23 protein-coding genes are annotated in these 23663 nt (G+C 52.7%); 12 read left to right on the top strand and 11 right to left on the bottom strand.

Annotation, left to right across the window (positions count from 1 at the left end):
• Positions 1-19: 19 nt before the first annotated feature.
• Genes D9597_RS01120 through kefG form a run of 3 tightly spaced genes read right to left on the bottom strand, consistent with a single transcriptional unit; the run spans position 20 to position 2586 of the window.
• Positions 20-220, bottom strand: coding sequence for a YheV family putative zinc ribbon protein (locus tag D9597_RS01120; protein ID WP_001007734.1), 201 nt, complete (start codon positions 218-220; stop codon positions 20-22).
• Between the two features lie 9 nt (positions 221-229).
• Positions 230-2035, bottom strand: coding sequence for a glutathione-regulated potassium-efflux system protein KefB (gene kefB / locus D9597_RS01115; protein WP_000399122.1), 1806 nt, complete (start codon positions 2033-2035; stop codon positions 230-232).
• On the bottom strand, positions 2035-2586 hold the full coding sequence (kefG, locus tag D9597_RS01110; RefSeq protein ID WP_001297514.1) for a glutathione-regulated potassium-efflux system ancillary protein KefG: 552 nt from the start codon (positions 2584-2586) through the stop codon (positions 2035-2037). Before kefG ends, kefB begins: the two co-directional genes overlap by 1 nt.
• A 130-nt stretch (positions 2587-2716) precedes the next feature.
• Here kefG and D9597_RS01105 point away from each other — a divergent pair, with 130 nt between their 5' ends.
• The 4 genes from D9597_RS01105 to D9597_RS01090 are packed head-to-tail and all read left to right on the top strand — an operon-like array spanning position 2717 to position 6787.
• Positions 2717-4630, top strand: coding sequence for an ABC transporter ATP-binding protein (locus D9597_RS01105; protein ID WP_042002854.1), 1914 nt, complete (start codon positions 2717-2719; stop codon positions 4628-4630).
• A complete protein-coding gene (locus D9597_RS01100) occupies positions 4630-5652 on the top strand; it encodes a hydrolase (protein WP_130221407.1) in 1023 nt (340 codons plus the stop codon). The genes D9597_RS01105 and D9597_RS01100 overlap by 1 nt, the downstream gene beginning before the upstream one ends.
• Positions 5646-5864, top strand: a complete 219-nt coding sequence (locus D9597_RS01095; RefSeq protein ID WP_064527543.1) for a YheU family protein — start codon at positions 5646-5648, stop codon at positions 5862-5864. Before D9597_RS01100 ends, D9597_RS01095 begins: the two co-directional genes overlap by 7 nt.
• 53 nt (positions 5865-5917) lie before the next feature.
• Positions 5918-6787, top strand: a complete 870-nt coding sequence (locus D9597_RS01090) for a phosphoribulokinase (RefSeq protein ID WP_130208927.1) — start codon at positions 5918-5920, stop codon at positions 6785-6787.
• A 54-nt stretch (positions 6788-6841) separates the two neighbouring features.
• Here the strand turns inward: D9597_RS01090 and D9597_RS01085 are convergent, their stop codons facing one another.
• Positions 6842-7246: an OsmC family protein gene (locus tag D9597_RS01085; protein WP_001148908.1), complete on the bottom strand. Its 405-nt coding sequence runs from the start codon at positions 7244-7246 to the stop codon at positions 6842-6844.
• Between the two features lie 301 nt (positions 7247-7547).
• On the opposite strand from D9597_RS01085, the gene crp reads away from it, so the two are divergent.
• Both crp and D9597_RS01075 read left to right on the top strand, forming a co-directional pair.
• Positions 7548-8180, top strand: a complete 633-nt coding sequence (gene crp, locus D9597_RS01080) for a cAMP-activated global transcriptional regulator CRP (RefSeq protein ID WP_000242755.1) — start codon at positions 7548-7550, stop codon at positions 8178-8180.
• Positions 8181-8230: 50 nt separating this feature from the next.
• The gene (locus D9597_RS01075) at positions 8231-10321 is read left to right on the top strand and encodes a YccS/YhfK family putative transporter (protein WP_130221421.1); all 2091 of its coding nucleotides are present in this window, start codon (positions 8231-8233) and stop codon (positions 10319-10321) included.
• 148 nt (positions 10322-10469) lie between these two features.
• Here the strand turns inward: D9597_RS01075 and argD are convergent, their stop codons facing one another.
• The 5 genes from argD to ppiA all read right to left on the bottom strand — a co-directional run bounded on the left by argD (position 10470) and on the right by ppiA (position 13807).
• Complete coding sequence (gene argD / locus D9597_RS01070; RefSeq protein ID WP_130221406.1) at positions 10470-11690, bottom strand: bifunctional acetylornithine/succinyldiaminopimelate transaminase; 1221 nt, start codon at positions 11688-11690, stop codon at positions 10470-10472.
• Between the two features lie 85 nt (positions 11691-11775).
• On the bottom strand, positions 11776-12339 hold the full coding sequence (gene pabA, locus D9597_RS01065) for an aminodeoxychorismate synthase component 2 (protein ID WP_130221405.1): 564 nt from the start codon (positions 12337-12339) through the stop codon (positions 11776-11778).
• 31 nt (positions 12340-12370) lie between these two features.
• Positions 12371-12973 (bottom strand): putative adenosine monophosphate-protein transferase Fic, encoded by a 603-nt coding sequence (locus D9597_RS01060; protein ID WP_130217624.1) that lies wholly within the window; start codon positions 12971-12973, stop codon positions 12371-12373.
• Entirely contained in the window at positions 12963-13130 is a 168-nt protein-coding gene (locus tag D9597_RS01055; RefSeq protein WP_130221404.1) for a YhfG family protein, read from the bottom strand. The genes D9597_RS01060 and D9597_RS01055 overlap by 11 nt, the downstream gene beginning before the upstream one ends.
• 104 nt (positions 13131-13234) lie before the next feature.
• Positions 13235-13807, bottom strand: coding sequence for a peptidylprolyl isomerase A (ppiA, locus tag D9597_RS01050; protein ID WP_064527557.1), 573 nt, complete (start codon positions 13805-13807; stop codon positions 13235-13237).
• Positions 13808-14071: 264 nt separating this feature from the next.
• Here ppiA and tsgA point away from each other — a divergent pair, with 264 nt between their 5' ends.
• The 6 genes from tsgA (at position 14072) to D9597_RS01020 (ending at position 21149) form a co-directional block, all read left to right on the top strand.
• Positions 14072-15253: an MFS transporter TsgA gene (tsgA, locus tag D9597_RS01045; RefSeq protein WP_130208935.1), complete on the top strand. Its 1182-nt coding sequence runs from the start codon at positions 14072-14074 to the stop codon at positions 15251-15253.
• 261 nt (positions 15254-15514) lie between these two features.
• Positions 15515-18058, top strand: a complete 2544-nt coding sequence (nirB, locus tag D9597_RS01040; protein WP_000049213.1) for an NADPH-nitrite reductase large subunit — start codon at positions 15515-15517, stop codon at positions 18056-18058.
• Positions 18055-18381, top strand: a complete 327-nt coding sequence (gene nirD / locus D9597_RS01035; protein WP_000084764.1) for a nitrite reductase small subunit NirD — start codon at positions 18055-18057, stop codon at positions 18379-18381. Before nirB ends, nirD begins: the two co-directional genes overlap by 4 nt.
• 125 nt (positions 18382-18506) lie before the next feature.
• Positions 18507-19313 (top strand): nitrite transporter NirC, encoded by an 807-nt coding sequence (nirC, locus tag D9597_RS01030; RefSeq protein ID WP_130208937.1) that lies wholly within the window; start codon positions 18507-18509, stop codon positions 19311-19313.
• An 18-nt stretch (positions 19314-19331) separates the two neighbouring features.
• Complete coding sequence (cysG, locus tag D9597_RS01025) at positions 19332-20705, top strand: siroheme synthase CysG (protein ID WP_130217628.1); 1374 nt, start codon at positions 19332-19334, stop codon at positions 20703-20705.
• A gap of 276 nt (positions 20706-20981) precedes the next feature.
• The gene (locus D9597_RS01020; protein WP_064527562.1) at positions 20982-21149 is read left to right on the top strand and encodes a YhfL family protein; all 168 of its coding nucleotides are present in this window, start codon (positions 20982-20984) and stop codon (positions 21147-21149) included.
• 107 nt (positions 21150-21256) lie between these two features.
• On the opposite strand, the gene D9597_RS01015 is transcribed toward D9597_RS01020, so the two are convergent.
• Positions 21257-22342, bottom strand: a complete 1086-nt coding sequence (locus tag D9597_RS01015; RefSeq protein WP_130221403.1) for an aminotransferase class I/II-fold pyridoxal phosphate-dependent enzyme — start codon at positions 22340-22342, stop codon at positions 21257-21259.
• Between the two features lie 11 nt (positions 22343-22353).
• The gene (locus D9597_RS01010) at positions 22354-23658 is read right to left on the bottom strand and encodes a YhfT family protein (RefSeq protein WP_000366844.1); all 1305 of its coding nucleotides are present in this window, start codon (positions 23656-23658) and stop codon (positions 22354-22356) included.
• Positions 23659-23663: the final 5 nt, after the last annotated feature.

Here is a 23663-nt window from a genome sequence, read left to right as displayed (position 1 = left end):
AAAAACTCGGCGCATATCGCTAGTCCGGATGAAAAATCCCGATCACTTGCTCATCTTTGCGAACGTGATCGCGGGCTTCTTTATCAACTTCACGCATCTGGTGTCCACACTTAACACATTCAACAATATCAATATTATTTTCGCGCCACATCGCCATGGAATCTTGCGCCTGACAGGCCGGGCATTTTGCGCCCGCGATAAAACGTTTTCGGATTGCCATCTTTACCCTCTACTCAAATTCATCCCAGCCGTCCAGCTGGCGTCGTTCTTGTTGCATTTCACGCTGGAAAATCTCTTCCAGTTCGCGTCGGGCTTCCCTGGCGCGAGAAATTTGTACGGTATCAGCATGCATCGGGATTAATTCCCGCAGCATTCGCATATCCAGGCGGCGAAAATGCAGTTGCGCGCGCTGCGCCTGATGCGGATGCATGCCAAGCGTGACCAGCGTTTTGCGCCCCAGCTCTAACGCACTGGAGAATGTCTCACGGGAAAACTGCGTCACCCCGGCCTGTAATAACTCATGCGCTTCCACACGTCCGCGCGCTCGCGCAAGAATATGCAAATGCGGGAAGTGTTGCTGGCAAATCTCCACCAGCTTCATGGTGTCTTCCGGCTCGTTACAGGTAATGACAATAGACTCTGCGGCCTCTGCACCCGCAGAACGTAAAAGATCTACCTGCGTGGCGTCGCCGTAATAAACTTTGTAGCCATATTTACGCATCAGGTTAACGGCACTGATATCCCGCTCCAGCACGGTAATGCGCATTTTATTTGCCATCAGCAAACGACCAATCACCTGACCAAAACGCCCGAAGCCCACGACTATAACCTGCGGTTTATCATCGTTGACCCACGGTTTTTCATCCTCTTCTTCCGGTCCGTTAAACTGGCGGGATAGCCATTTATCCACCAGCTTCATCAGCAGCGGCGTGGTCATCATGGAAAGCGTCACCGTCACCAGCAACAGCGCCATCTGGTCGCCCTGGAACAAGCGTTGTGAAGAAGCGGTAGAAAAGAGGACAAAGGCAAACTCACCGCCCTGACTCAACACGCCAGCAAACTGCATCCGCTCTGAGCTACGCACGCCATACAGTCGCGCCAGTAGATACAGCACGAGAATTTTCACCGCCACCAGCACAACCACGCTTATCACTACCCACAACAGATGGGTATAAAGCACCCCGAGGTTGAGCGACATGCCGACAGAGATAAAGAACAAACCGAGCAGCAAGCCTTTGAAGGGATCGATAGCCGTTTCCAGTTCATGGCGATATTCACTTTCCGCCAGCAGCACGCCCGCAATAAACGTACCGAGCGCCATCGACAGCCCCAGCGCATCCATAAACAATGCGGAACCCAACACCAGCAGCAGCGTCGCGGCGGTGAACACTTCCCGCACGCCAGAAGCTGCAATAAAACGGAATACCGGACGCAGTAAATAGCGCCCGCCAATCAGCATGCCGACAAACGCCAGCACCTTCATGCCGATCTTCATCCAGTCGAAATGTTCGTCTGCCGAACCCGCCAACAACGGCACTAACGCCAGTGCCGGGATCACCGCCAGATCCTGAAACAGCAGAACCGAAAACCCGAGCTGCCCGGATTCGCTGCGATTCATCCCTTTCTCACGCATCAATTGCAACGCCATTGCAGTTGAAGACATCGCAAGGCCAATGCCACCGACCACCGCCGCCTGCCAGGCGAAATCCGTCAGCATCAATAATCCCGCCAGCAACGCCGCGCTTAACAGCACCTGTGCCGCGCCTACGCCAAAAATCGAGCGTCGCAATTGCCAAAGTTTGGAAGGATTCAACTCCAGGCCGATGATAAACATCAGGAACACCACGCCGAGCTCTGAAAAATGGAGGATCTCATCGACGTCGCTAATAAACCCCAGCCCCCACGGGCCAATTGCAATCCCTGCCAGCAAATATCCCAACACAGCGCCAATACCCAGCCGCGATGCTAGCGGCACCGCAGCCACCGCCGCGAAGAGAAACAGCACTCCTGCGAGTAAAAAATCGGAACCTTCCATCAGCGGCCTCCTGGAGACAGCGGATTTGCCAGCCAGTCACCGTAGGCTCTGGCATGGCTCGCCAGCTCCTGTGCGCTTTGCCGTCTCGCCCAGTAAATAATGATGGGACTTAACCAATGCATCCGGCACATGCCCGCCGCCAGTTCAAAGGGGCGCAGAACATCGCTCATCGGGTAGCGATTCAACGCGTCATAACGGTAAGCACTTTCCGGCTCGCCGGTGGTAATCACGCTACGCCAGTACTTTCCCGCCAGTTGGTTTCCCCCCGGCCCGCTGGCAAAACCACGACTTAATACCCGGTCCAGCCACTCTTTCAGTAGCGCCGGGCAGCTATAGGTATAAAGAGGATGCTGAAAGACAATCACCTCGTGCTCGCGCAGTAATGCCTGCTCACGGGGGATATCAATAAAAAAATCGGGATAGTGCGCGTAAAGGTCGTGCACGGTAACATTGCTGAGCTGCGTGGCCGGTTTAAGCAGTACCCGGTTTGCCACCGAGTCCTGAGATTCCGGATGGGCATACAGCAGCAAAACTTTCGCTGGCTGAGACATCATCCCCCTCCCGGTATGGTTTTTGTGTATAGTCGCTGTTTTGGGCTACCATTGCGCCCGGTGCGGCAGCTCGCCCATACATTACATTATCATAATGATAAGTTAACATAGTCTGAACATACGGCGCCTTATGATTGTTTTCTCCTCGTTACAAATTCGTCGCGGCGTGCGCGTCCTGCTGGATAATGCCACCGCCACCATCAACCCCGGGCAGAAAGTCGGCCTGGTGGGTAAAAACGGCTGTGGTAAATCTACCCTGCTGGCATTGCTGAAAAATGAAATCAGCGCCGACGGCGGCAGCTACACCTTTCCGGGAAGCTGGCAACTGGCGTGGGTGAATCAGGAAACACCAGCGCTACCGCAAGCGGCGCTGGAATATGTCATTGATGGCGACCGAGAATATCGCCAACTGGAAGCGCAGCTACACGACGCCAACGAACGTAACGACGGGCACGCCATTGCGACCATTCATGGCAAGCTGGATGCTATTGACGCATGGAGTATTCGTTCCCGTGCCGCCAGCCTGCTGCACGGCCTCGGTTTCAGCAATGAACAACTGGAGCGCCCGGTGAGTGATTTCTCCGGTGGCTGGCGTATGCGTCTTAACCTTGCCCAGGCGCTGATTTGCCGTTCAGACTTGCTGCTGCTCGACGAACCGACTAACCACCTCGATCTCGATGCCGTTATCTGGCTGGAAAAATGGTTGAAGAGCTATCAGGGCACGCTGATCCTGATCTCTCACGACCGCGATTTCCTCGATCCGATCGTTGATAAAATTATTCATATCGAACAACAAAGCATGTTCGAGTACACCGGCAACTACAGTTCGTTTGAAGTACAGCGCGCCACCCGTCTGGCGCAGCAACAAGCGATGTATGAAAGCCAGCAGGAACGCGTAGCGCATCTGCAAAGTTATATCGACCGTTTCCGTGCCAAAGCCACCAAAGCGAAGCAGGCCCAGAGCCGCATTAAGATGCTCGAGCGTATGGAGCTGATTGCCCCGGCACACGTCGACAACCCGTTCCGTTTTAGCTTCCGCGCGCCGGAAAGTCTGCCAAATCCGTTACTGAAGATGGAAAAAGTCAGCGCAGGCTATGGCGATCGCATTATTCTCGACTCGATTAAACTGAATCTGGTCCCCGGCTCGCGCATTGGTCTGTTAGGCCGCAACGGCGCGGGTAAATCGACATTAATCAAACTGTTAGCCGGTGAACTTGCGCCAGTCAGCGGTGAAATTGGTCTGGCGAAAGGGATCAAGCTCGGCTACTTCGCCCAGCATCAACTTGAATACCTGCGCGCCGACGAATCGCCTATTCAACATCTGGCACGTTTAGCGCCGCAGGAGCTGGAGCAAAAACTGCGTGACTACCTCGGCGGCTTTGGTTTCCAGGGCGATAAAGTGACGGAAGAAACGCGCCGCTTTTCCGGTGGTGAAAAAGCCCGCCTGGTGCTGGCATTAATCGTCTGGCAGCGTCCGAATCTGCTGCTGCTCGACGAACCGACTAACCACCTTGACCTCGACATGCGTCAGGCACTGACTGAAGCGTTGATCGAGTTTGAAGGCGCGCTGGTTGTCGTTTCGCACGACCGTCATTTGCTGCGTTCCACCACTGACGATCTCTATCTGGTTCACGATCGTAAAGTCGAACCGTTCGACGGCGATCTGGAAGATTATCAACAGTGGTTGAGCGACGTACAAAAGCAGGAAAACCAGGCCGACGACGCACCAAAAGAGAACGCGAACAGCGCCCAGGCACGTAAAGATCAGAAGCGTCGGGAAGCGGAGCTGCGTGCGCAAACCCAACCACTGCGTAAAGAGATCGCCCGTCTGGAAAAAGAGATGGAGAAGCTGAATGCGCAACTGGCGCAGGCGGAAGAAAAGCTGGGCGACAGCGAGCTGTACGATCAGAGCCGTAAAGCGGAATTGACCGCCTGCCTGCAACAGCAAGCCAGCGCCAAATCCGGCCTGGAAGAGTGCGAAATGGCATGGCTGGAGGCCCAGGAGCAGCTTGAGCAGATGCTGCTTGAAGGCCAAAGTAACTGATGGCGCAGATAACGACGACCGATGCCAATGAATTCAGCAGCAGTGCTGAATTCATCCCTATGCGCGGTTTCAGCAATTGCCATCTACAAACCATGCTGCCGCGTCTGTTTCGTCGTCAGGTGAAATTTACTCCGCACTGGCAGCGGCTGGAGTTGCCCGACGGTGATTTTGTCGATCTCGCGTGGAGTGAAGACCCTGCACAGGCGCAACATAAACCGCGTTTAGTGGTGTTTCACGGGCTCGAAGGCAGCCTCAATAGCCCTTACGCCCACGGCCTGGTTGATGCGGCGAAAAAGCGCGGCTGGCTGGGTGTGGTGATGCATTTTCGCGGATGCAGCGGTGAACCTAACCGCATGCACCGCATTTACCATTCGGGCGAAACCGAAGACGCCAGTTGGTTTTTACGCTGGCTGCAACGCGAGTTTGGTCATGCGCCAACGGCTGCCGTCGGCTATTCGCTCGGCGGTAATATGCTGGCCTGTTTGCTGGCAAAAGAAGGCAATGATCTCCCGATTGATGCGGCGGTGATTGTCTCTGCGCCGTTTGTGCTGGAAGCCTGTAGTTACCATATGGAAAAGGGCTTTTCCCGCGTTTATCAGCGTTATTTGCTGAACCTGCTAAAAGCCAATGCTGCGCGCAAGCTGGCGGCCTACCCCGGTACGCTGCCGATTAATCTCGCGCAGTTAAAATCGGTACGTCGCATCCGTGAATTTGACGATCTGATCACCGCCAGAATTCACGGCTACGCCGACGCTATCGACTATTATCGTCAGTGTAGCGCCATGCCGATGCTGAACCGGATCGCCAAACCGACGCTGATTATTCACGCCAAAGACGATCCGTTTATGGATCACCAGGTGATCCCGAAACCGGAAAATCTTCCTCCGCAAGTAGAGTATCAACTGACCGAACATGGGGGTCATGTTGGTTTTATTGGCGGTACATTACTTCACCCGCAAATGTGGCTGGAGTCACGCATTCCTGACTGGTTAACAACGTATCTGGAGGCGAAATCATGTTGATTCCCTGGCAAGACATCTCCCCTGAAACGCTGGAAAATTTAATTGAAAGCTTTGTGTTACGTGAAGGCACCGATTATGGTGAACAAGAGCGTACGCTTGAACAGAAAGTCGCCGACGTCAAACGCCAGCTACAGTGCGGAGAAGCGGTACTGGTCTGGTCGGAACTGCACGAGACGGTCAATATCATGCCGCGCAGTCAGTTTCGCGAATAACCTGCAACCGTCGGCGGACGAAATAATAATGATAGCCAAGTCATGGAGTTACTATGTCTGCCAAACATCCGGTCATTGCGGTAACAGGATCCAGCGGCGCGGGGACTACCACCACCAGCCTCGCGTTTCGTAAAATATTCGCCCAGTTAAATCTGCAAGCCGCCGAGGTGGAAGGCGACAGTTTTCACCGCTACACCCGCCCGGAAATGGACATGGCGATCCGCAAAGCGCGCGACGCCGGGCGGCATATCAGCTACTTCGGTCCCGAAGCCAACGACTTCGGCCTGCTGGAACAGACCTTTATTGAATACGGCCAGAGCGGCAAAGGGAAATCTCGCAAATATCTGCATACCTACGACGAAGCCGTACCGTGGAATCAGGTACCGGGGACATTCACCCCCTGGCAACCTTTACCGGAACCGACTGATGTACTGTTTTATGAAGGTTTACACGGCGGCGTAGTCACGCCACAGCATAACGTTGCGCAGCATGTAGACTTACTGGTTGGCGTGGTGCCTATCGTTAACCTTGAGTGGATTCAAAAACTGATCCGCGACACCAGCGAGCGCGGGCACTCACGAGAAGCAGTGATGGACTCTGTAGTGCGTTCAATGGAAGACTATATCAACTACATCACGCCGCAGTTTTCCCGCACCCATCTTAACTTCCAGCGCGTTCCCACCGTCGACACTTCAAACCCGTTCGCGGCAAAAGGCATTCCATCGCTGGATGAAAGCTTTGTGGTGATCCATTTTCGTAATCTGGAAGGGATCGATTTCCCCTGGCTACTGGCGATGTTGCAGGGCTCATTCATTTCCCACATCAATACATTAGTGGTGCCGGGCGGCAAAATGGGTCTGGCAATGGAGTTAATTATGCTGCCGCTGGTGCAACGACTGATGGAAGGGAAGAAAATCGAGTAGCGCCGCTAATAAGCCGGATAAAATACTATCCGGCGTCACAACGGGATAGTTAAATCACGCAGCAACCACTTCATACGAGTGGGTAATATTCACGGCTTTTTCCAGCATCAGCGCCACTGAACAATATTTCTCAGCAGAGAGATCCACCGCACGCGCAACCGCTGCGTCCTTCAGGTCGCGACCTGTGACGATAAAATGCAAATTGATATGGGTAAACAGGCGCGGGGCCTCTTCGCGGCGTTCAGAGGTCAGTTTTACTTCACAATCAACCACATCCTGACGCCCTTTTTGCAGGATAGAAACCACATCAATGGCGCTACAGCCACCCGCCGCCATCAGCACCATTTCCATCGGGCTGGGCGCTTTATCGCCGGAGTTGCCATCCATTAAAATCTGGTGACCAGAGGCGGATTCGCCCAAAAAAGTTAACCCTTCAACCCACTTCACACGCGCTTGCATAATCGGAACTCCATTGCGTCAATTTTCCTGACAGAGTACGCGTACTGACCAAATCGCGCAACGGAAGGCGACCTGGGTCATGCTGAAGCGAGACACCAGGAGACACAGAGCGAAAGCTATGCTAAAACAGTCAGGATGCTACAGTAATACATTGATGTACTGCATGTATGTAAAGGACGTCACATTACCGTGCAGTTCAGTTGATAGCCCCTTCCCAGGTAGCGGGAAGCACATTTCGGCAACCCAGAGACAGCGCCGTTTTCTGGCTCTGGAGAAAGCTTATAACAGAGGATAACCGCGCATGGTGCTTGGCAAACCGCAAACAGACCCGACTCTCGAATGGTTCTTGTCTCATTGCCACATTCATAAGTATCCATCCAAGAGCACGCTTATTCACCAGGGTGAAAAAGCGGAAACGCTGTACTACATCGTTAAAGGCTCTGTGGCAGTGCTGATCAAAGACGAGGAGGGTAAAGAAATGATCCTCTCCTATCTGAATCAGGGTGATTTTATTGGCGAATTGGGCCTGTTTGAAGAAGGCCAGGAACGTAGCGCATGGGTACGTGCAAAAACCGCCTGTGAAGTAGCTGAAATTTCCTACAAAAAATTTCGTCAATTAATTCAGGTTAACCCGGATATTCTGATGCGTCTCTCCGCGCAGATGGCGCGTCGTCTGCAAGTCACTTCAGAGAAAGTGGGCAACCTCGCTTTCCTCGACGTTACAGGTCGCATCGCGCAGACGCTGCTGAATCTGGCAAAACAACCCGATGCCATGACTCACCCGGACGGTATGCAAATTAAAATTACCCGTCAGGAAATTGGTCAAATTGTCGGCTGTTCTCGTGAAACCGTGGGGCGCATTCTGAAGATGCTGGAAGATCAGAACCTGATCTCCGCACACGGTAAAACCATCGTCGTTTACGGCACCCGTTAACCCCATCGGAGTGGCGCGTTACCTGGTAGCGCGCCATTTTGTTTAAACCGATGTGGCGCAGACTGATTTATCATCCTGATATCAACTATGCACTACGACAAACACTGGTGCTATGTTTGCCCGTGGCCGTTGGTCTGTTGTTTGGCGAATTAAGACTCGGCCTGCTGTTTTCACTCGTCCCTGCCTGTTGCAATATTGCGGGGCTTGATACCCCCCATAAACGTTTTTTCAAACGCTTGATTATTGGCGCGTCGCTGTTTGCTACCTGTAGCTTATTGACACAGCTGCTGTTGGAAAAAGATATCCCCCTGCCCTTTCTGCTGACCGGGTTAACGCTGGTACTTGGCGTCACTGCCGAGCTTGGGCCATTACACGCAAAATTGCTTCCTGCATCGTTGCTGGCTGCCATTTTTACCCTCAGTCTGGCGGGATATATGCCGGTCTGGGAGCCATTGCTCATTTATGCGTTAGGCACACTCTGGTACGGGCTGTTTAACTGGTTTTGGTTCTGGATCTGGCGCGAACAACCCCTACGCGAATCACTTAGTCTGCTCTACCGTGAACTGGCTGATTACTGTGAAATCAAATACAGTCTGCTCACTCAGCACACCGATCCCGAAAAAGCGCTCCCGCCACTACTGGTACGCCAGCAAAAAGCGGTCGATTTAATTACCCAGTGCTATCAGCAAATGCACATGCTTTCCGCGCAAAATAATACTGACTACAAGCGGATGTTGCGCATTTTCCAGGAAGCTCTGGATTTACAGGAACATATTTCGGTCAGTTTGCATCAACCTGAAGAGGTGCAAAAGTTGGTCGAGCGTAGCCATGCGGAGGAAGTTATCCGCTGGAATGCGCAAACCGTCGCCGCTCGCCTGCGCGTGCTGGCTGATGACATTCTTTACCATCGCCTGCCGACGCGTTTTACGATGGAGAAGCAAATTGGCGCACTGGAGAAAATCGCCCGTCAGCACACGGATAATCCTGTTGGGCAATTCTGCTACTGGCACTTCAGCCGCATCGCTCGTGTGCTGCGTACCCAGAAACCGCTCTATGCCCGCGATCTGCTGGCGGATAAACAGCGGCGGATGCCATTACTTCCGGCGTTAAAAAGTTATCTTTCATTGAAATCTCCGGCACTGCGCAATGCCGGGCGACTCAGTGTGATGTTAAGCGTCGCCAGTTTGATGGGGACCGCGCTGCATCTGCCGAAGTCGTATTGGATCCTGATGACGGTGTTGCTGGTGACACAAAATGGTTACGGCGCGACCCGTCTGAGGATTGTGAATCGCTCCGTGGGAACCGTGGTCGGGTTAATCATTGCGGGCGTGGCGCTGCACTTTAAAATTCCCGAAGGTTACACCCTGACGCTGATGCTGTTTACCACCCTCGCCAGCTACCTGATATTGCGCAAAAACTACGGCTGGGCAACGGTCGGCTTTACCATTACTGCGGTGTATACCCTGCAACTGTTGTGGCTGAACGGCGAGCAATACATCATTCCGCGTCTTATCGATACCATTATTGGTTGTTTGATTGCCTTCGGTGGCACGGTATGGCTGTGGCCGCAGTGGCAGAGCGGGTTATTGCGTAAGAACGCCCATGATGCTTTAGAAACCTACCAGGAAGCGATTCGTCTGATCTTGAGTAAAGATCCGCAACCAACACCACTGGCCTGGCAGCGAATGCGGGTTAATCAGGCACATAACACTCTGTATAACTCATTAAATCAAGCGATGCAGGAACCCGCATTTAACAGCCATTATCTGGCTGACATGAAACTGTGGGTAACACATAGTCAGTTTATTGTTGAACATATTAATGCCATGACCACGCTGGCGCGAGAACACCGGACATTACCACAGGAGCTGGCGCAAGAGTATTTGCAGTCTTGTGAAATCGCTATTCAACGCTGTCAACAGCGGCTGGAATATGACGAGCCGGGCGGGTCTGGTGACGCCAATATCATAGACGCGCCAGAGATGCTGCCGCACGAAGGCGCGGCTGGTACCCTGGAACAGCATTTACAACGGGTTATTGGCCATCTGAATACCATGCACACCATATCGTCGATGGCGTGGCGTCAGCGACCGCATCACGGGATTTGGTTGAGTCGCAAGTTGCGGGATTCGAAGGCGTAATCAATTCATTGCCAGAAGCGACACCCTTTGCCTGATACGACGCTGACGCGTCTTATCAGCCGACAAGCATACACTCGAACCGTGGTCGGATAAGGCGTTCACGCCGCATCCGACATCTTTTGCCTGATGCGACGATGACGCGTCTTATTTACGCCTCGACCACCTTCGCCACCGCGTGGGCGAAACGTTGCATCCCTTCATCGATATCCGCATCTTCCACCACCAGCGACGGCGCAAAACGCATCACATCCGGCCCGGCGTTCAGCACCATTACGCCAGCCTCTGCGCCCGCATAAAGGAAATCACGCGCCTGACCTTTGTACTGAGGTTTCAGCTCCGCGCCAATCAACAACCCCATGCCGCGAATATCGCTAAACACATCAAACTGCTGGTCAATCTTCTGCAAATGGTCAACAAAACGCTGACGTTTCACCTGAATGCCTTCCAGCACATCCGGTGTATTGATGATATCAAATGCCGCGCCCGCGACTGCACAGGCCAGTGGATTACCGCCGTAGGTGGAACCGTGAGAACCAGGATGAAACGCTGAAGCAATCTCCGCCGTGGTCAGCATGGCGCTAATCGGGAAGCCGCCGCCCAGGGCTTTCGCAGAGGTCAAAATATCTGGCGTCACGCCGTAGTGCATATAGGCAAACAAATCGCCAGTCCGCCCCATTCCACACTGCACTTCATCAAACACCAGCAATGCCTGATGCTGATCGCACAACTCACGCAAGCCCTGCAAAAACGCTGGCGTCGCCGCCGTCACGCCGCCCTCGCCCTGAATCGGCTCAACCACCACCGCACAGGTGTGATCATCCATAACCGCTTTCACTGCGTGGAGATCGTTAAAGGGAACGTGGATGATATCTGCCGGTTTTGGCCCAAAGCCGTCGGAATATTTCGGCTGCCCGCCCACAGAAACGGTAAACAACGAGCGACCATGAAAGGCGTTATGGAAGGCGATGATTTTGGTTTTGAACGGACTATGACGCACGCAGGCGTAGTGACGCGCCAGTTTAAAGGCGGTTTCGTTGGCTTCCGTACCGGAGTTCATAAACACCACGCGTTCGGCAAACGTCGTCTCAATCAGTTTACGCCCAAGACGCAGCGCCGGTTCATTGGTGAAAACGTTGCTGATATGCCACAGGGTTTCCCCCTGGGTTTTTAACGCTTCCACCAGCGCCGGATGGCAATGGCCTAACGCCGTTACCGCAATCCCACCCGCGAAATCGACATACTCTTTGCCTTGCTGATCCCAGACTCGGCTGCCCTGACCTTTTACCGGAATAAACTCTGCCGGTGCATAAATCGGCAGGATCACTTCATCGAAAGTCGCGCGTGTAATTGCTGCTTGTTCAGTTGCCATCTCATGATCACCCTGTTACGCATAAACCAATGTGAAATTATAATCACAAAATATGCATAAAAAATCACTAGATAGCAACCAGAAATCAGCGATGCAGGAAATTCGCCAGCAGTTGATGCCCCTGCTCGCTGAGAATGCTTTCCGGATGGAACTGCACACCTTCCAGATCCCACTGGCGATGACGAATCCCCATAATCTCCCCGGTTTCGCTCCAGGCAGTCACGTCAAAGCACGCTGGCAATGAGTCAGATTCCACCACCAGCGAATGGTAGCGCGTCACGGTGAGTGGATTCGCCAGCCCCTGGAATACGCCCTGGCCGTTATGCGTAATCGGTGAGGTTTTACCGTGCATGACCTTTGCGGCGCGCACAACTTTGCCACCAAAAGCCTGCGCCATCGCCTGATGACCGAGGCAGACGCCAAGAATCGGCAAGCGCCCGGCATAGTGGCGAATAACTTCAAGGGAGATCCCGGCTTCATCTGGCGTACAGGGGCCGGGTGATATGGCAATTTTTTGTGGTTTAAGGGCGTCGATATCCACCAGTGTCAACGCATCGTTGCGCTTAACCAGCACATCGGCCCCCAGTTCACAAAAGTACTGGTAGAGGTTCCAGGTGAAAGAATCGTAGTTATCAATAAGCAGGATCATGGCGGCTCCGGTACGAAAGAACCGCGCTATTTTACTCAGATTCCCCGGCTTCGCTTACCACTTTGCTAAATATCGTCTGCAGAGCCGTAAGGTCCCCCATTGCCCCATTCTGATTCGCCTGATTCCAGGCCTCTTCACCAATACCTTGCCAGTTCAGTTGATAGCCGGCATGAATCGCCAGTTGCTCGAAGAAGATCCGCTGTGCCAGGCCACTTCCCGCACGGAATGGGTGCAGGACGTTGATTTCACAATAGTAGTGCGCCAGCCGCTCGACGAACTTCGCTTTCTCAAGACCAACCAGATAACCTTCTTCCTCTAAATCCTGCATCAGGGCATTGCCCTCTTTTTCGATATAGGCAAAGTGGCAGAACGGCGTATCGCCCTGATAAATATCAACTTCGCGCAGTTGCCCTGCCCAGTCGAAAATATCCTGATACAGCTGGCGGTGAATAGCACGCAAATGCGGTAAACCGCGCACCAGTGGACCAAGCTCAATGGTCGCGGCACGCAGTGCCGTCATTTCGTAAGCGGCCTGTTCCAGCCGCTGCTGCTGGTGAATGTTCAGTCGATTACGCATGATATCAAGGCCAGGATAAAGATACGGGTCGCGCCCTTCGCCAAATTTATCGCTCATAATGCCTCCTCAGCTCTTCAATGCGTGCTAAAGCCTCTGCGGCAGTAAGAGTGACTAATGGCATCTCGACGCCTTCAAGGCGGCGGCTGGCCTGGAAATTACGATTACGCTGAAGCTCCCAGAGACGGGACTTTTGCTTATCGGTGAGTTTCTTCACTTGATGCCTCCCTGAACGTGTCCGTTTGCCACAAGTATAAGCGGCAAATCCAGGTTACGCCGGGAGAGCAGAGGCGCGGGCAAGATTACCCGCGCGAGAAATCATTACGGCAGGACTTTAGCGGAAAGGATAACTACCGGTTTTGACGGCACATTCTGGTACGGGCCAACATCATGGGTTGGGACCTGGGAAATCTTGTCAGCAACATCCATGCCTTTCACCACTTTGCCAAATACCGCGTAACCGAAATCACGCTGACCGTGGTCGAGGAAGGCGTTATCGGCAACGTTGATAAAGAACTGGCTGGTGGCGCTGTCTTTGTCGGCGGTACGCGCCATCGCGATGGTGCCACGGGTGTTACGCAGACCGTTATCAGCCTCATTTTTGATCGGCGGATTCGGTTTTTTCTGCTGCATCTGCTCGGTAAATCCACCACCCTGAATCATAAAGCCCGGGATCACCCGGTGAAAGGTAGTGTTGTTATAAAAACCGCTGTTCACATAATCGACAAAGTTTTGCACAGACACTGGCGCTTTCTGGCTATCCAGCTCCAGTTCGATATTACCAGCAGAAGTTGTTAACAATACGTGCGGATCCCCTTTCGCTGCCATTGCTTCAGGTGAGAGAGCAGAAAGAGCGAAAACAGCTACAACAGCTGCCAGGGTCGATTTGAACATGAGATTTCCTTAACAGAGCAGAAAAAAAGCAAGTGGAGAGATTCTAAATAGCCTTCAATGACAAGGCCATTCCTTTACCTAATTTTACGCACTTGAAATATATGTAACCTGATGATCACGTATATTTCGTGATGAGAATCACTTTAAATATTGCAAATTAGCAACCGTTTGCAATTAAATATTTAATCAGATCACAAAATCACCTAAAATCGCCCGCTCGCAGCATATCCACTATGCCATTTTATCTTTTAACGCAGGCCAATCATGACTAACAGCAATCGCATCAAGCTCACATGGATTAGCTTTCTCTCCTACGCACTGACCGGTGCGTTGGTTATTGTCACCGGGATGGTGATGGGAAACATCGCCGATTATTTCAATCTGCCTGTTTCCAGTATGAGTAATACCTTCACCTTCCTCAATGCCGGCATTTTAATCTCTATCTTCCTTAACGCCTGGCTGATGGAAATCGTCCCGTTGAAAACGCAGTTACGTTTTGGCTTTCTCCTGATGGTGCTGGCGGTTGCCGGTTTGATGTTCAGCCACAGCCTGGCGCTGTTCTCGGCGGCGATGTTCATTCTCGGGGTGGTTAGCGGCATCACCATGTCGATTGGTACGTTCCTGATAACGCAAATGTATGAAGGGCGTCAGCGCGGTTCCCGCCTGTTATTTACCGACTCCTTCTTCAGTATGGCCGGGATGATTTTCCCGATGATCGCCGCGTATCTGCTGGCACGCAGCATTGAGTGGTACTGGGTTTATGCCTGCATCGGACTGGTTTACGTCGCTATCTTTATTCTGACCTTCGGCTGTGAGTTCCCGGCACTGGGTAAACATGCGCCAAAAACTGACGCTCCGGTAGCGAAAGAAAAATGGGGGATCGGCGTGCTGTTTCTCTCCATTGCGGCACTGTGCTACATCCTCGGCCAGTTAGGTTTTATCTCCTGGGTGCCGGAGTATGCCAAAGGTCTGGGCATGAGCCTGAACGATGCAGGTACGCTGGTAAGCAACTTCTGGATGTCGTACATGGTTGGCATGTGGGCATTCAGCTTTATTCTTCGCTTCTTTGATCTGCAACGCATTCTGACCGTACTGGCTGGTCTGGCTGCGATTCTGATGTATGTCTTTAACACCGGAACACCGGCACATATGGCGTGGTCAATTCTCGCCCTGGGCTTCTTCTCCAGCGCGATCTATACCACCATCATCACCCTGGGTTCACAGCAGACCAAAGTACCATCGCCAAAACTGGTTAACTTTGTCCTGACCTGCGGGACCATCGGCACCATGTTGACCTTTGTGGTTACCGGACCGATTGTTGAACATAGCGGTCCACAGGCAGCACTGCTCACTGCAAACGGTCTGTACGCTGTGGTATTCGTGATGTGCTTCCTGTTAGGTTTTGTCAGCCGTCACCGTCAGCACAACACCCTGACCTCTCATTAATTGCTCATGCCGGGCGGCGCTATCGTCGTCCGGCCTTTTCTTCTCTTCCCCCGCAACGTGCCTTCATCTCTATAAAACCTTTCATTTTGTGTGTTTTTTACACAAACATGAAATATCAGACAATTCCGTGACTTAAGAAAATTTATACAAATCAGCAATATACCACTTAAGGAGTATATAAAGGTGAATTTGATTTACATCAATAAGCGGGGTTGCTGAATCGTTAAGGTAGGCGGTAATAAAAAAGAAATCGAGGCAAAAATGAGCAAAGTCAGACTCGCAATTATCGGTAACGGTATGGTCGGCCATCGCTTTATCGAAGATCTTCTTGATAAATCTGATGCGGCCAACTTTGATATTACCGTTTTCTGTGAAGAACCGCGCATCGCTTATGACCGCGTACACCTCTCGTCTTACTTCTCTCACCACACCGCCGAAGAGCTGTCGCTGGTGCGCGAAGGCTTCTACGAGAAACACGGCATCAAAGTTCTGGTCGGCGAACGCGCTATCACCATCAACCGTCAGGAGAAGGTGATCCACTCCAGCGCCGGGCGTACCGTTTTTTATGACAAGCTGATCATGGCAACCGGTTCCTACCCGTGGATCCCGCCAATCAAAGGTTCTGATACTCAGGACTGCTTTGTCTATCGCACCATTGAAGACCTCAACGCCATTGAATCCTGCGCCCGTCGCAGCAAGCGCGGTGCCGTTGTTGGTGGCGGCCTGTTAGGTCTGGAAGCCGCTGGCGCGCTGAAAAACTTAGGTATTGAAACCCACGTTATCGAATTTGCCCCTATGCTGATGGCGGAACAGCTTGATCAGATGGGTGGCGAGCAGCTGCGTCGCAAAATCGAGAGCATGGGTGTACGCGTTCACACCAGCAAAAACACCCTTGAGATTGTGCAGGAAGGTGTTGAAGCGCGTAAAACCATGCGTTTTGCCGACGGCAGCGAGCTGGAAGTTGACTTTATCGTCTTCTCTACCGGTATCCGTCCGCGCGATAAACTGGCAACCCAGTGTGGTCTGGACGTAGCTCCGCGTGGGGGTATTGTCATTAATGATTCCTGCCAGACTTCCGATCCGGATATCTACGCCATCGGTGAATGCGCAAGCTGGAACAACCGTGTATTTGGTCTGGTAGCACCTGGCTACAAAATGGCGCAGGTCGCCGTTGACCACATTCTTGGCAGCGAAAACGCCTTTGAAGGTGCTGACCTTAGCGCCAAGCTGAAACTGCTGGGCGTAGACGTAGGCGGTATTGGTGATGCACACGGTCGCACGCCTGGCGCACGTAGCTACGTTTACCTCGACGAAAGCAAAGAGATCTACAAACGCCTGATTGTCAGCGAAGACAACAAAACCCTGCTCGGCGCGGTACTGGTGGGCGATACCAGCGACTACGGTAACCTGCTGCAACTGGTGCTGAACGCTATCGAGCTGCCGGAAAACCCGGATTCCCTGATCCTGCCAGCGCACTCTGGTAGCGGTAAGCCGTCTATCGGTGTTGATAAACTGCCGGACAGCGCGCAAATCTGCTCCTGCTTCGACGTCACCAAAGGCGACCTGATTGCGGCCATCAACAAAGGCTGCCACACCGTTGCGGCGCTGAAAGCCGAAACCAAAGCCGGTACTGGCTGCGGCGGCTGTATCCCGCTGGTCACTCAGGTGCTGAATGCGGAACTGGCGAAACAGGGTATCGAAGTTAACAACAACCTGTGCGAACACTTTGCTTATTCGCGTCAGGAACTGTTCCATTTGATCCGCGTTGAAGGCATTAAAACCTTCGAAGAACTGCTGGCGAAACACGGCAAAGGCTACGGTTGTGAAGTTTGTAAACCGACCGTCGGTTCGCTGCTGGCCTCCTGCTGGAACGAATACATTCTGAAGCCGGAACATACTCCATTGCAGGATTCTAACGACAACTTCCTCGCTAACATCCAGAAAGACGGCACCTACTCGGTGATCCCGCGTTCTCCGGGCGGTGAAATCACCCCGGAAGGGCTGATGGCAGTGGGTCGTATCGCGCGTGAATTTAATCTCTACACCAAAATCACCGGCTCCCAGCGCCTGGCGATGTTTGGCGCACAAAAAGACGATCTGCCGGAGATCTGGCGTCAGCTGATTGAAGCAGGCTTCGAAACCGGTCATGCCTATGCGAAAGCACTGCGTATGGCGAAAACCTGCGTGGGTAGCACCTGGTGCCGCTACGGTGTTGGCGACAGCGTCGGCCTCGGCGTGGAACTGGAAAACCGCTACAAAGGCATCCGTACGCCGCACAAAATGAAGTTTGGTGTCTCCGGCTGTACCCGTGAATGTTCAGAAGCTCAGGGTAAAGACGTGGGTATTATCGCCACTGAAAAAGGCTGGAACCTGTATGTTTGCGGTAACGGCGGCATGAAACCGCGTCATGCGGATCTGCTGGCGGCGGATATCGATCGCGAAACGCTGATCAAATACCTCGACCGCTTCATGATGTTCTACATCCGTACCGCCGACAAACTGACGCGTACCGCACCGTGGTTAGAAAACCTCGAAGGCGGCATCGATTACCTGAAAGCGGTGATCATTGACGACAAACTGGGGCTGAACGCACATCTGGAAGAAGAGATGGCGCGCCTGCGTGAAGCGGTAGTGTGTGAGTGGACTGAAACGGTCAATACGCCGTCTGCGCAGACTCGCTTCAAACACTTCATCAACAGCGACAAGCGTGACCCGAACGTACAGATGGTGCCAGAGCGCGAACAGCACCGTCCGGCAACGCCGTATGAACGTATCCCGGTAACTCTGGTGGAGGACAACGCATGAGCCAGTGGAAAGACATCTGCAAAATCGATGACATCCTGCCTGAAACCGGCGTCTGCGCGCTGTTAGGTGACGAGCAGGTAGCAATTTTCCGCCCGTATCACAGCGACCAGGTGTTTGCGATCAGCAACATCGATCCGTTCTTCGAGTCCAGCGTGCTGTCACGCGGGCTGATTGCGGAACACCAGGGCGAGCTGTGGGTCGCCAGCCCGCTGAAAAAACAGCGTTTTCGCTTAAGCGACGGCTTGTGCATGGAAGACGAGCAGTTTTCCGTCAAGCATTACGAAGCACGAGTGAAAGACGGCGTGGTACAGCTGCGCGGTTAATGTTTTAACGGGAGGCGCAATGCCTCCCCTTTTTGCATTGTCCTGTAATGACCTTCGGTATATTGCAGGACATTTTTTAAACTTTTTGTTTTATTTTTTGTTTTTATTTTTTAAAGGATAATCAAATGTTTACAGACACTATTAATAAGTGTGCGGCTAATGCTGCGCGCATTGCACGCCTGTCGGCAAATAACCCGCTCGGCTTTTGGGTCAGCTCTGCCATGGCGGGTGCATATGTGGGTCTTGGGATCATCCTGATTTTCACGCTCGGTAATTTGCTCGATCCGTCCATACGTCCGCTGGTGATGGGCGCGACCTTTGGTATCGCCTTAACGCTGGTGATTATCGCCGGTTCTGAACTGTTCACCGGACACACCATGTTCCTCACCTTTGGAGTGAAAGCGGGCACCATCAGCCACGGGCAAATGTGGGCAATCCTGCCGCAAACCTGGCTGGGTAACCTGGTCGGTTCCGTCTTTGTTGCCATGCTCTATAGCTGGGGCGGCGGTAGCCTGCTGCCGGTAGATACCAGCATCGTTCACTCCGTCGCACTGGCTAAAACTACCGCACCGGCAATGGTACTGTTCTTCAAAGGCGCATTGTGTAACTGGCTGGTTTGTCTGGCAATCTGGATGGCGCTGCGCACTGAAGGGGCGGCGAAATTTATCGCTATCTGGTGGTGTCTGCTGGCATTTATCGCGTCCGGCTACGAGCACTCCATCGCTAACATGACGCTGTTCGCGCTCTCCTGGTTCGGCAACCACAGCGAAGCCTACACGCTGGCGGGTATTGGTCATAACCTGCTGTGGGTGACGCTGGGTAATACTTTATCGGGCGCCGTATTCATGGGATTGGGTTATTGGTATGCTACGCCGAAAGCGAATCGTCCGATTGCGGACAAATTTAATCAAACTGAAACGGCTGCCGGTTAATTACTAAGGGGTTTTTACGTGGATCATTTGCCTATATTTTGCCAATTACGCGATCGCGACTGTCTGATTGTCGGCGGTGGTGATGTCGCGGAACGCAAAGCAAGGTTGCTGTTAGACGCAGGTGCTCGCTTAACGGTGAATGCATTAGCGTTTATTCCACAGTTCACCGCATGGGCAGATGCAGGCATGTTAACCCTCGTCGAAGGGCCATTTGATGAAAGCCTTCTCGACACCTGCTGGCTGGCGATTGCAGCGACGGATGATGACGCGCTTAACCAGCGTGTCAGCGAAGCCGCTGAAGCTCGTCGCATCTTCTGTAACGTGGTCGATGCGCCGAAAGCCGCCAGCTTTATTATGCCGTCGATTATTGACCGCTCACCGCTGATGGTGGCGGTCTCCTCTGGCGGCACCTCGCCGGTACTGGCACGTCTGTTGCGCGAAAAACTTGAATCACTGCTGCCGTTGCATCTGGGCCAGGTGGCGAAATATGCCGGGCAGTTACGCGGTCGAGTGAAACAACAGTTCGCCACGATGGGTGAACGTCGCCGCTTCTGGGAAAAATTGTTCGTTAACGACCGCCTGGCGCAGTCGCTGGCAAACAACGATCAGAAAGCCATTACTGAAACCACCGAACAGTTAATCAACGAACCGCTCGATCATCGTGGTGAAGTGGTGCTGGTTGGTGCAGGTCCGGGCGATGCCGGGCTGCTGACGCTGAAAGGTCTGCAACAAATTCAGCAGGCAGATGTGGTGGTCTACGACCGTCTGGTTTCTGACGATATTATGAATCTGGTACGCCGTGATGCGGATCGTGTCTTCGTCGGTAAACGCGCGGGATATCACTGCGTACCGCAGGAAGAGATTAACCAGATCCTGCTGCGGGAAGCGCAAAAAGGCAAACGCGTGGTGCGTCTGAAAGGCGGCGATCCGTTTATTTTCGGCCGTGGTGGCGAAGAGCTGGAAACACTGTGCAACGCGGGCATTCCGTTCTCGGTGGTTCCGGGTATTACCGCAGCTTCTGGTTGCTCTGCCTATTCGGGTATTCCACTTACGCATCGCGATTATGCTCAGAGCGTACGCTTAATTACCGGACACTTAAAAACCGGTGGCGAGCTGGACTGGGAAAATCTGGCGGCAGAAAAACAGACGCTGGTGTTCTATATGGGGCTGAATCAGGCCGCGACCATTCAGCAAAAACTGATTGAACACGGAATGCCTGGTGAAATGCCAGTGGCGATTGTTGAAAACGGCACGGCGGTCACGCAACGCGTGATTGACGGTACGCTCGCGCAGCTAGGTGAACTGGCTCAACAAATGAACAGCCCATCATTAATTATTATTGGTCGGGTCGTTGGCCTGCGCAATAAATTAAATTGGTTCTCTAACCATTAATTTAAAAAAAATTAACTAAGGCCGGATATTTCTGGCCTTTTTTTATTTACAAACATACTTATATTAATGTTTATTTTCAGCATACATAAAACAAACTTTTAACTAATTTATTTTAATAACGCCCTGCAGTTACAGCGGCTTACAAATATAAGCATAATATTCATAGTCCGTTCACTGACGCATAATAGATATTCCTGTATCGTCTTTAGCGAGCTGTTTGCTTATATTCACATAATCAATGAATATTACTCGATATATTTTACATAGGGAATGAAAATGAACAAGTTTATTAAAGTGGCACTGGTTGGTGCAGTCCTGGCAACATTAACTGCATGTACTGGTCATATTGAAAACCGTGAAAAGAACTGCTCTTATGACTACCTGCTGCACCCGGCAATTTCTATTTCTAAAATCATTGGCGGCTGCGGTCCTACTGCACAGTAAGTCTCTGACTGAAATTAGCTAACGCTGATTTAATTACCTGACGCCCTCGGGATTACCTGAGGGCGTATTTGTTTTTGTATTAACTCCGTAAACGTCATTCACAACGATTAAATACAGCCAATACTCTCACGCAAAATCCGCAACACCGTCTCCTCACCGCTACGATTAGGATTAATGCGAATCGCACAATGTTCTAATTGCGGATTCGCCTGACGAAACGTTCCGGAAAGACGGTAAAAAAGCGGCGGGATCTCATATTTCGACTCCGCGCCCACCGGGTAAGGCAACGCGCCGCGCTTTTGCGCCTCTTCCAGCACCCTGGCGGCAATCGGCTGATGAAACTCCACAATCAACACCTTCGACTGCGCATTGGCAATGACGGCGCTTTTCACTTCCGGTACTGCGCCACCGTTGAGCAAGGCCAGCAGCCGTTCAGATACCCCCGCCTGCACCGCATGCATTACCGGCGCGAACACCAATCCACGCAACACTTCCAGCGCCTGAGCGCCCTGAATCTGGCTGCCGCCGGAGTAAAGCGTGGCGCGAATCCGACGAATAACATCGGCATCACCTACCACCGCGCCAACGCCCTCTGGCCCAAACAGCTTGAAGCAGGAGAATGTCGAGACATTTGCCCCGCATTCGCAGCCGATTCGCGCTACCTTCATCACCGCATAGTTATCATCGGTTAACGCTGGCACACCTGCCGCGCGCAACGTTGCCAACACATCTACCAGCACGTAGCTGTCCTGTGGCTGCTGGCGCGTATGCTGTACCAGCGCCGCATCCGGTTGTTGCGCTTCAATGGCCTGCTTCAGTGCCGCCAGGTCATTGAAATCAGCAGTGATAAGCGTCAGCCCCATCTGCTCAACAATGACCTGAGTCGTCGGATAAACAGGCGCGTCATGCACCAGAAGACGCTGCCCCGGTTTGAGCAAAGCCGCCAGCCCGGCGCGAATCGCTCCAGTCCCCGCGCCCTGCACCAGCGCCGCGGCCTGTGCGTGAAATGCATCAGCCAGCACCTGCTCCACCCGCTGGGTAATACGCGGTTGATTCAGACCTGGAGTTAACCCTAAATCACCGCCAGTAAGAAACTCGCTGCCGGGGAAATGGCGACAAATGCTATCCACCAGCGCAAACTGCTTTTGCTGCGCCTCAATAATCGTCAGGCTTTGCAGAGGAAACGTCTTCATCGATGCCTTCCTTAAGCCGGAACGAACAGGCCAAGCCAGTAAAGAACATTCAGCAGGATGCCGGTGATCATTACTGCCACGACCGGTGCCGCCATTTTCTGTACCGGACGGCCCAGAGATTCGTTGAGGAAGTAAATGGCAACCGCGATAGAGAATCCGGTATAACCCGCCATCTTAATTGCTGCGAAAATCGAACCGACCAGAAGAGCCACTTCCATCAGCATATTCATGGCGTTACGGATGTTATCCGACGCATTACGCACCGACGGGTAGCGCCCCAGCCATTTGCCGATCGAACGAAGCAGCAAGACTTCTGCCGAAATAACCACTGCGCCTAATACCGCTGCAACCATCGGATTCGGCGAGAGATAGCCCACCGCATAAACAAAGGTAAAGCCCGCAACTGCATATACGCCGGTGGCTAACGCGGTGGTGGCAATCAACGGCACAAATCCCAGTCCGCGCATAAATTCTGCCAGAGCCGCCTGATTAATCAGCGTTTGCGATTGTTCCGGCGTTACGCCTGCGGAATATGCTTTCTCCAGTGTGAAGATCGAAACTTCGCTACCAGCAAAAATCTTCATGCTGGCAACGGCAGCAATCAATGCCCCCACGATAGCGATATAGGGTAAGTTTTTGATAATCCGCGACGTGCGCTCTTCAAACACCGAAAGCCCGCTGGCATCGATGTCATTTTCATCACGATGACGCAGGTCGTGAGTTATCGCGATCCCCAGCAGCATTACCATGCCAATAAAGATTTCGATGGATTCCGGATTGAGATGCGGGAAATAGCGCACGACTACCACACGGGTCATCAGCACAACCACGGCGGCGATCAGACTTTGCTTCCAGCCAAACTGGTAGAAAATCGCCACCAACGGGAACAGTGCAAAAGCTGAAACCACCGGTGAGCTTAATTCTCCCAGGCTACCTAATACATCCACCGGTAGCGCGGTCAGCAGCTGGTTTACTGGCAACAGGCAGGTGAGGATCAATATCCCCCAGATAGCGCCAAGGCCAAACGCCATCAGGCTGTTTATCGCCAGTACGCCGAGGATATCGGTAGGAAGAAAGAGTAGCCATGCGTTTAGCAGCCCGGTTTTCAGGGTAAAAGAGATCCCCACCGAGGCCACAAAACCAATGCTCAGACCAAAAGCGATACTCCCCGCCTCGCGACGGTTCATATAGCCTTCAATCAGTTGCGGCAGGATCGGTCGGATACCGTCATGAAAAACAGCCGCCGAGCGATGCGCCAGAAGCGATGTCATACCCGTCAGGCACGCCACCACGATAATCTGAATATACAGATCCATAGTCG

Origin of the sequence: Escherichia sp. E13S3, assembly GCF_004212325.1 — a bacterium.
GTDB lineage: Bacteria > Pseudomonadota > Gammaproteobacteria > Enterobacterales > Enterobacteriaceae > Escherichia.
The sequence above is the reverse complement of the archived record's forward strand: the minus strand, read 5'-3'. Positions and strand labels throughout refer to the sequence as shown.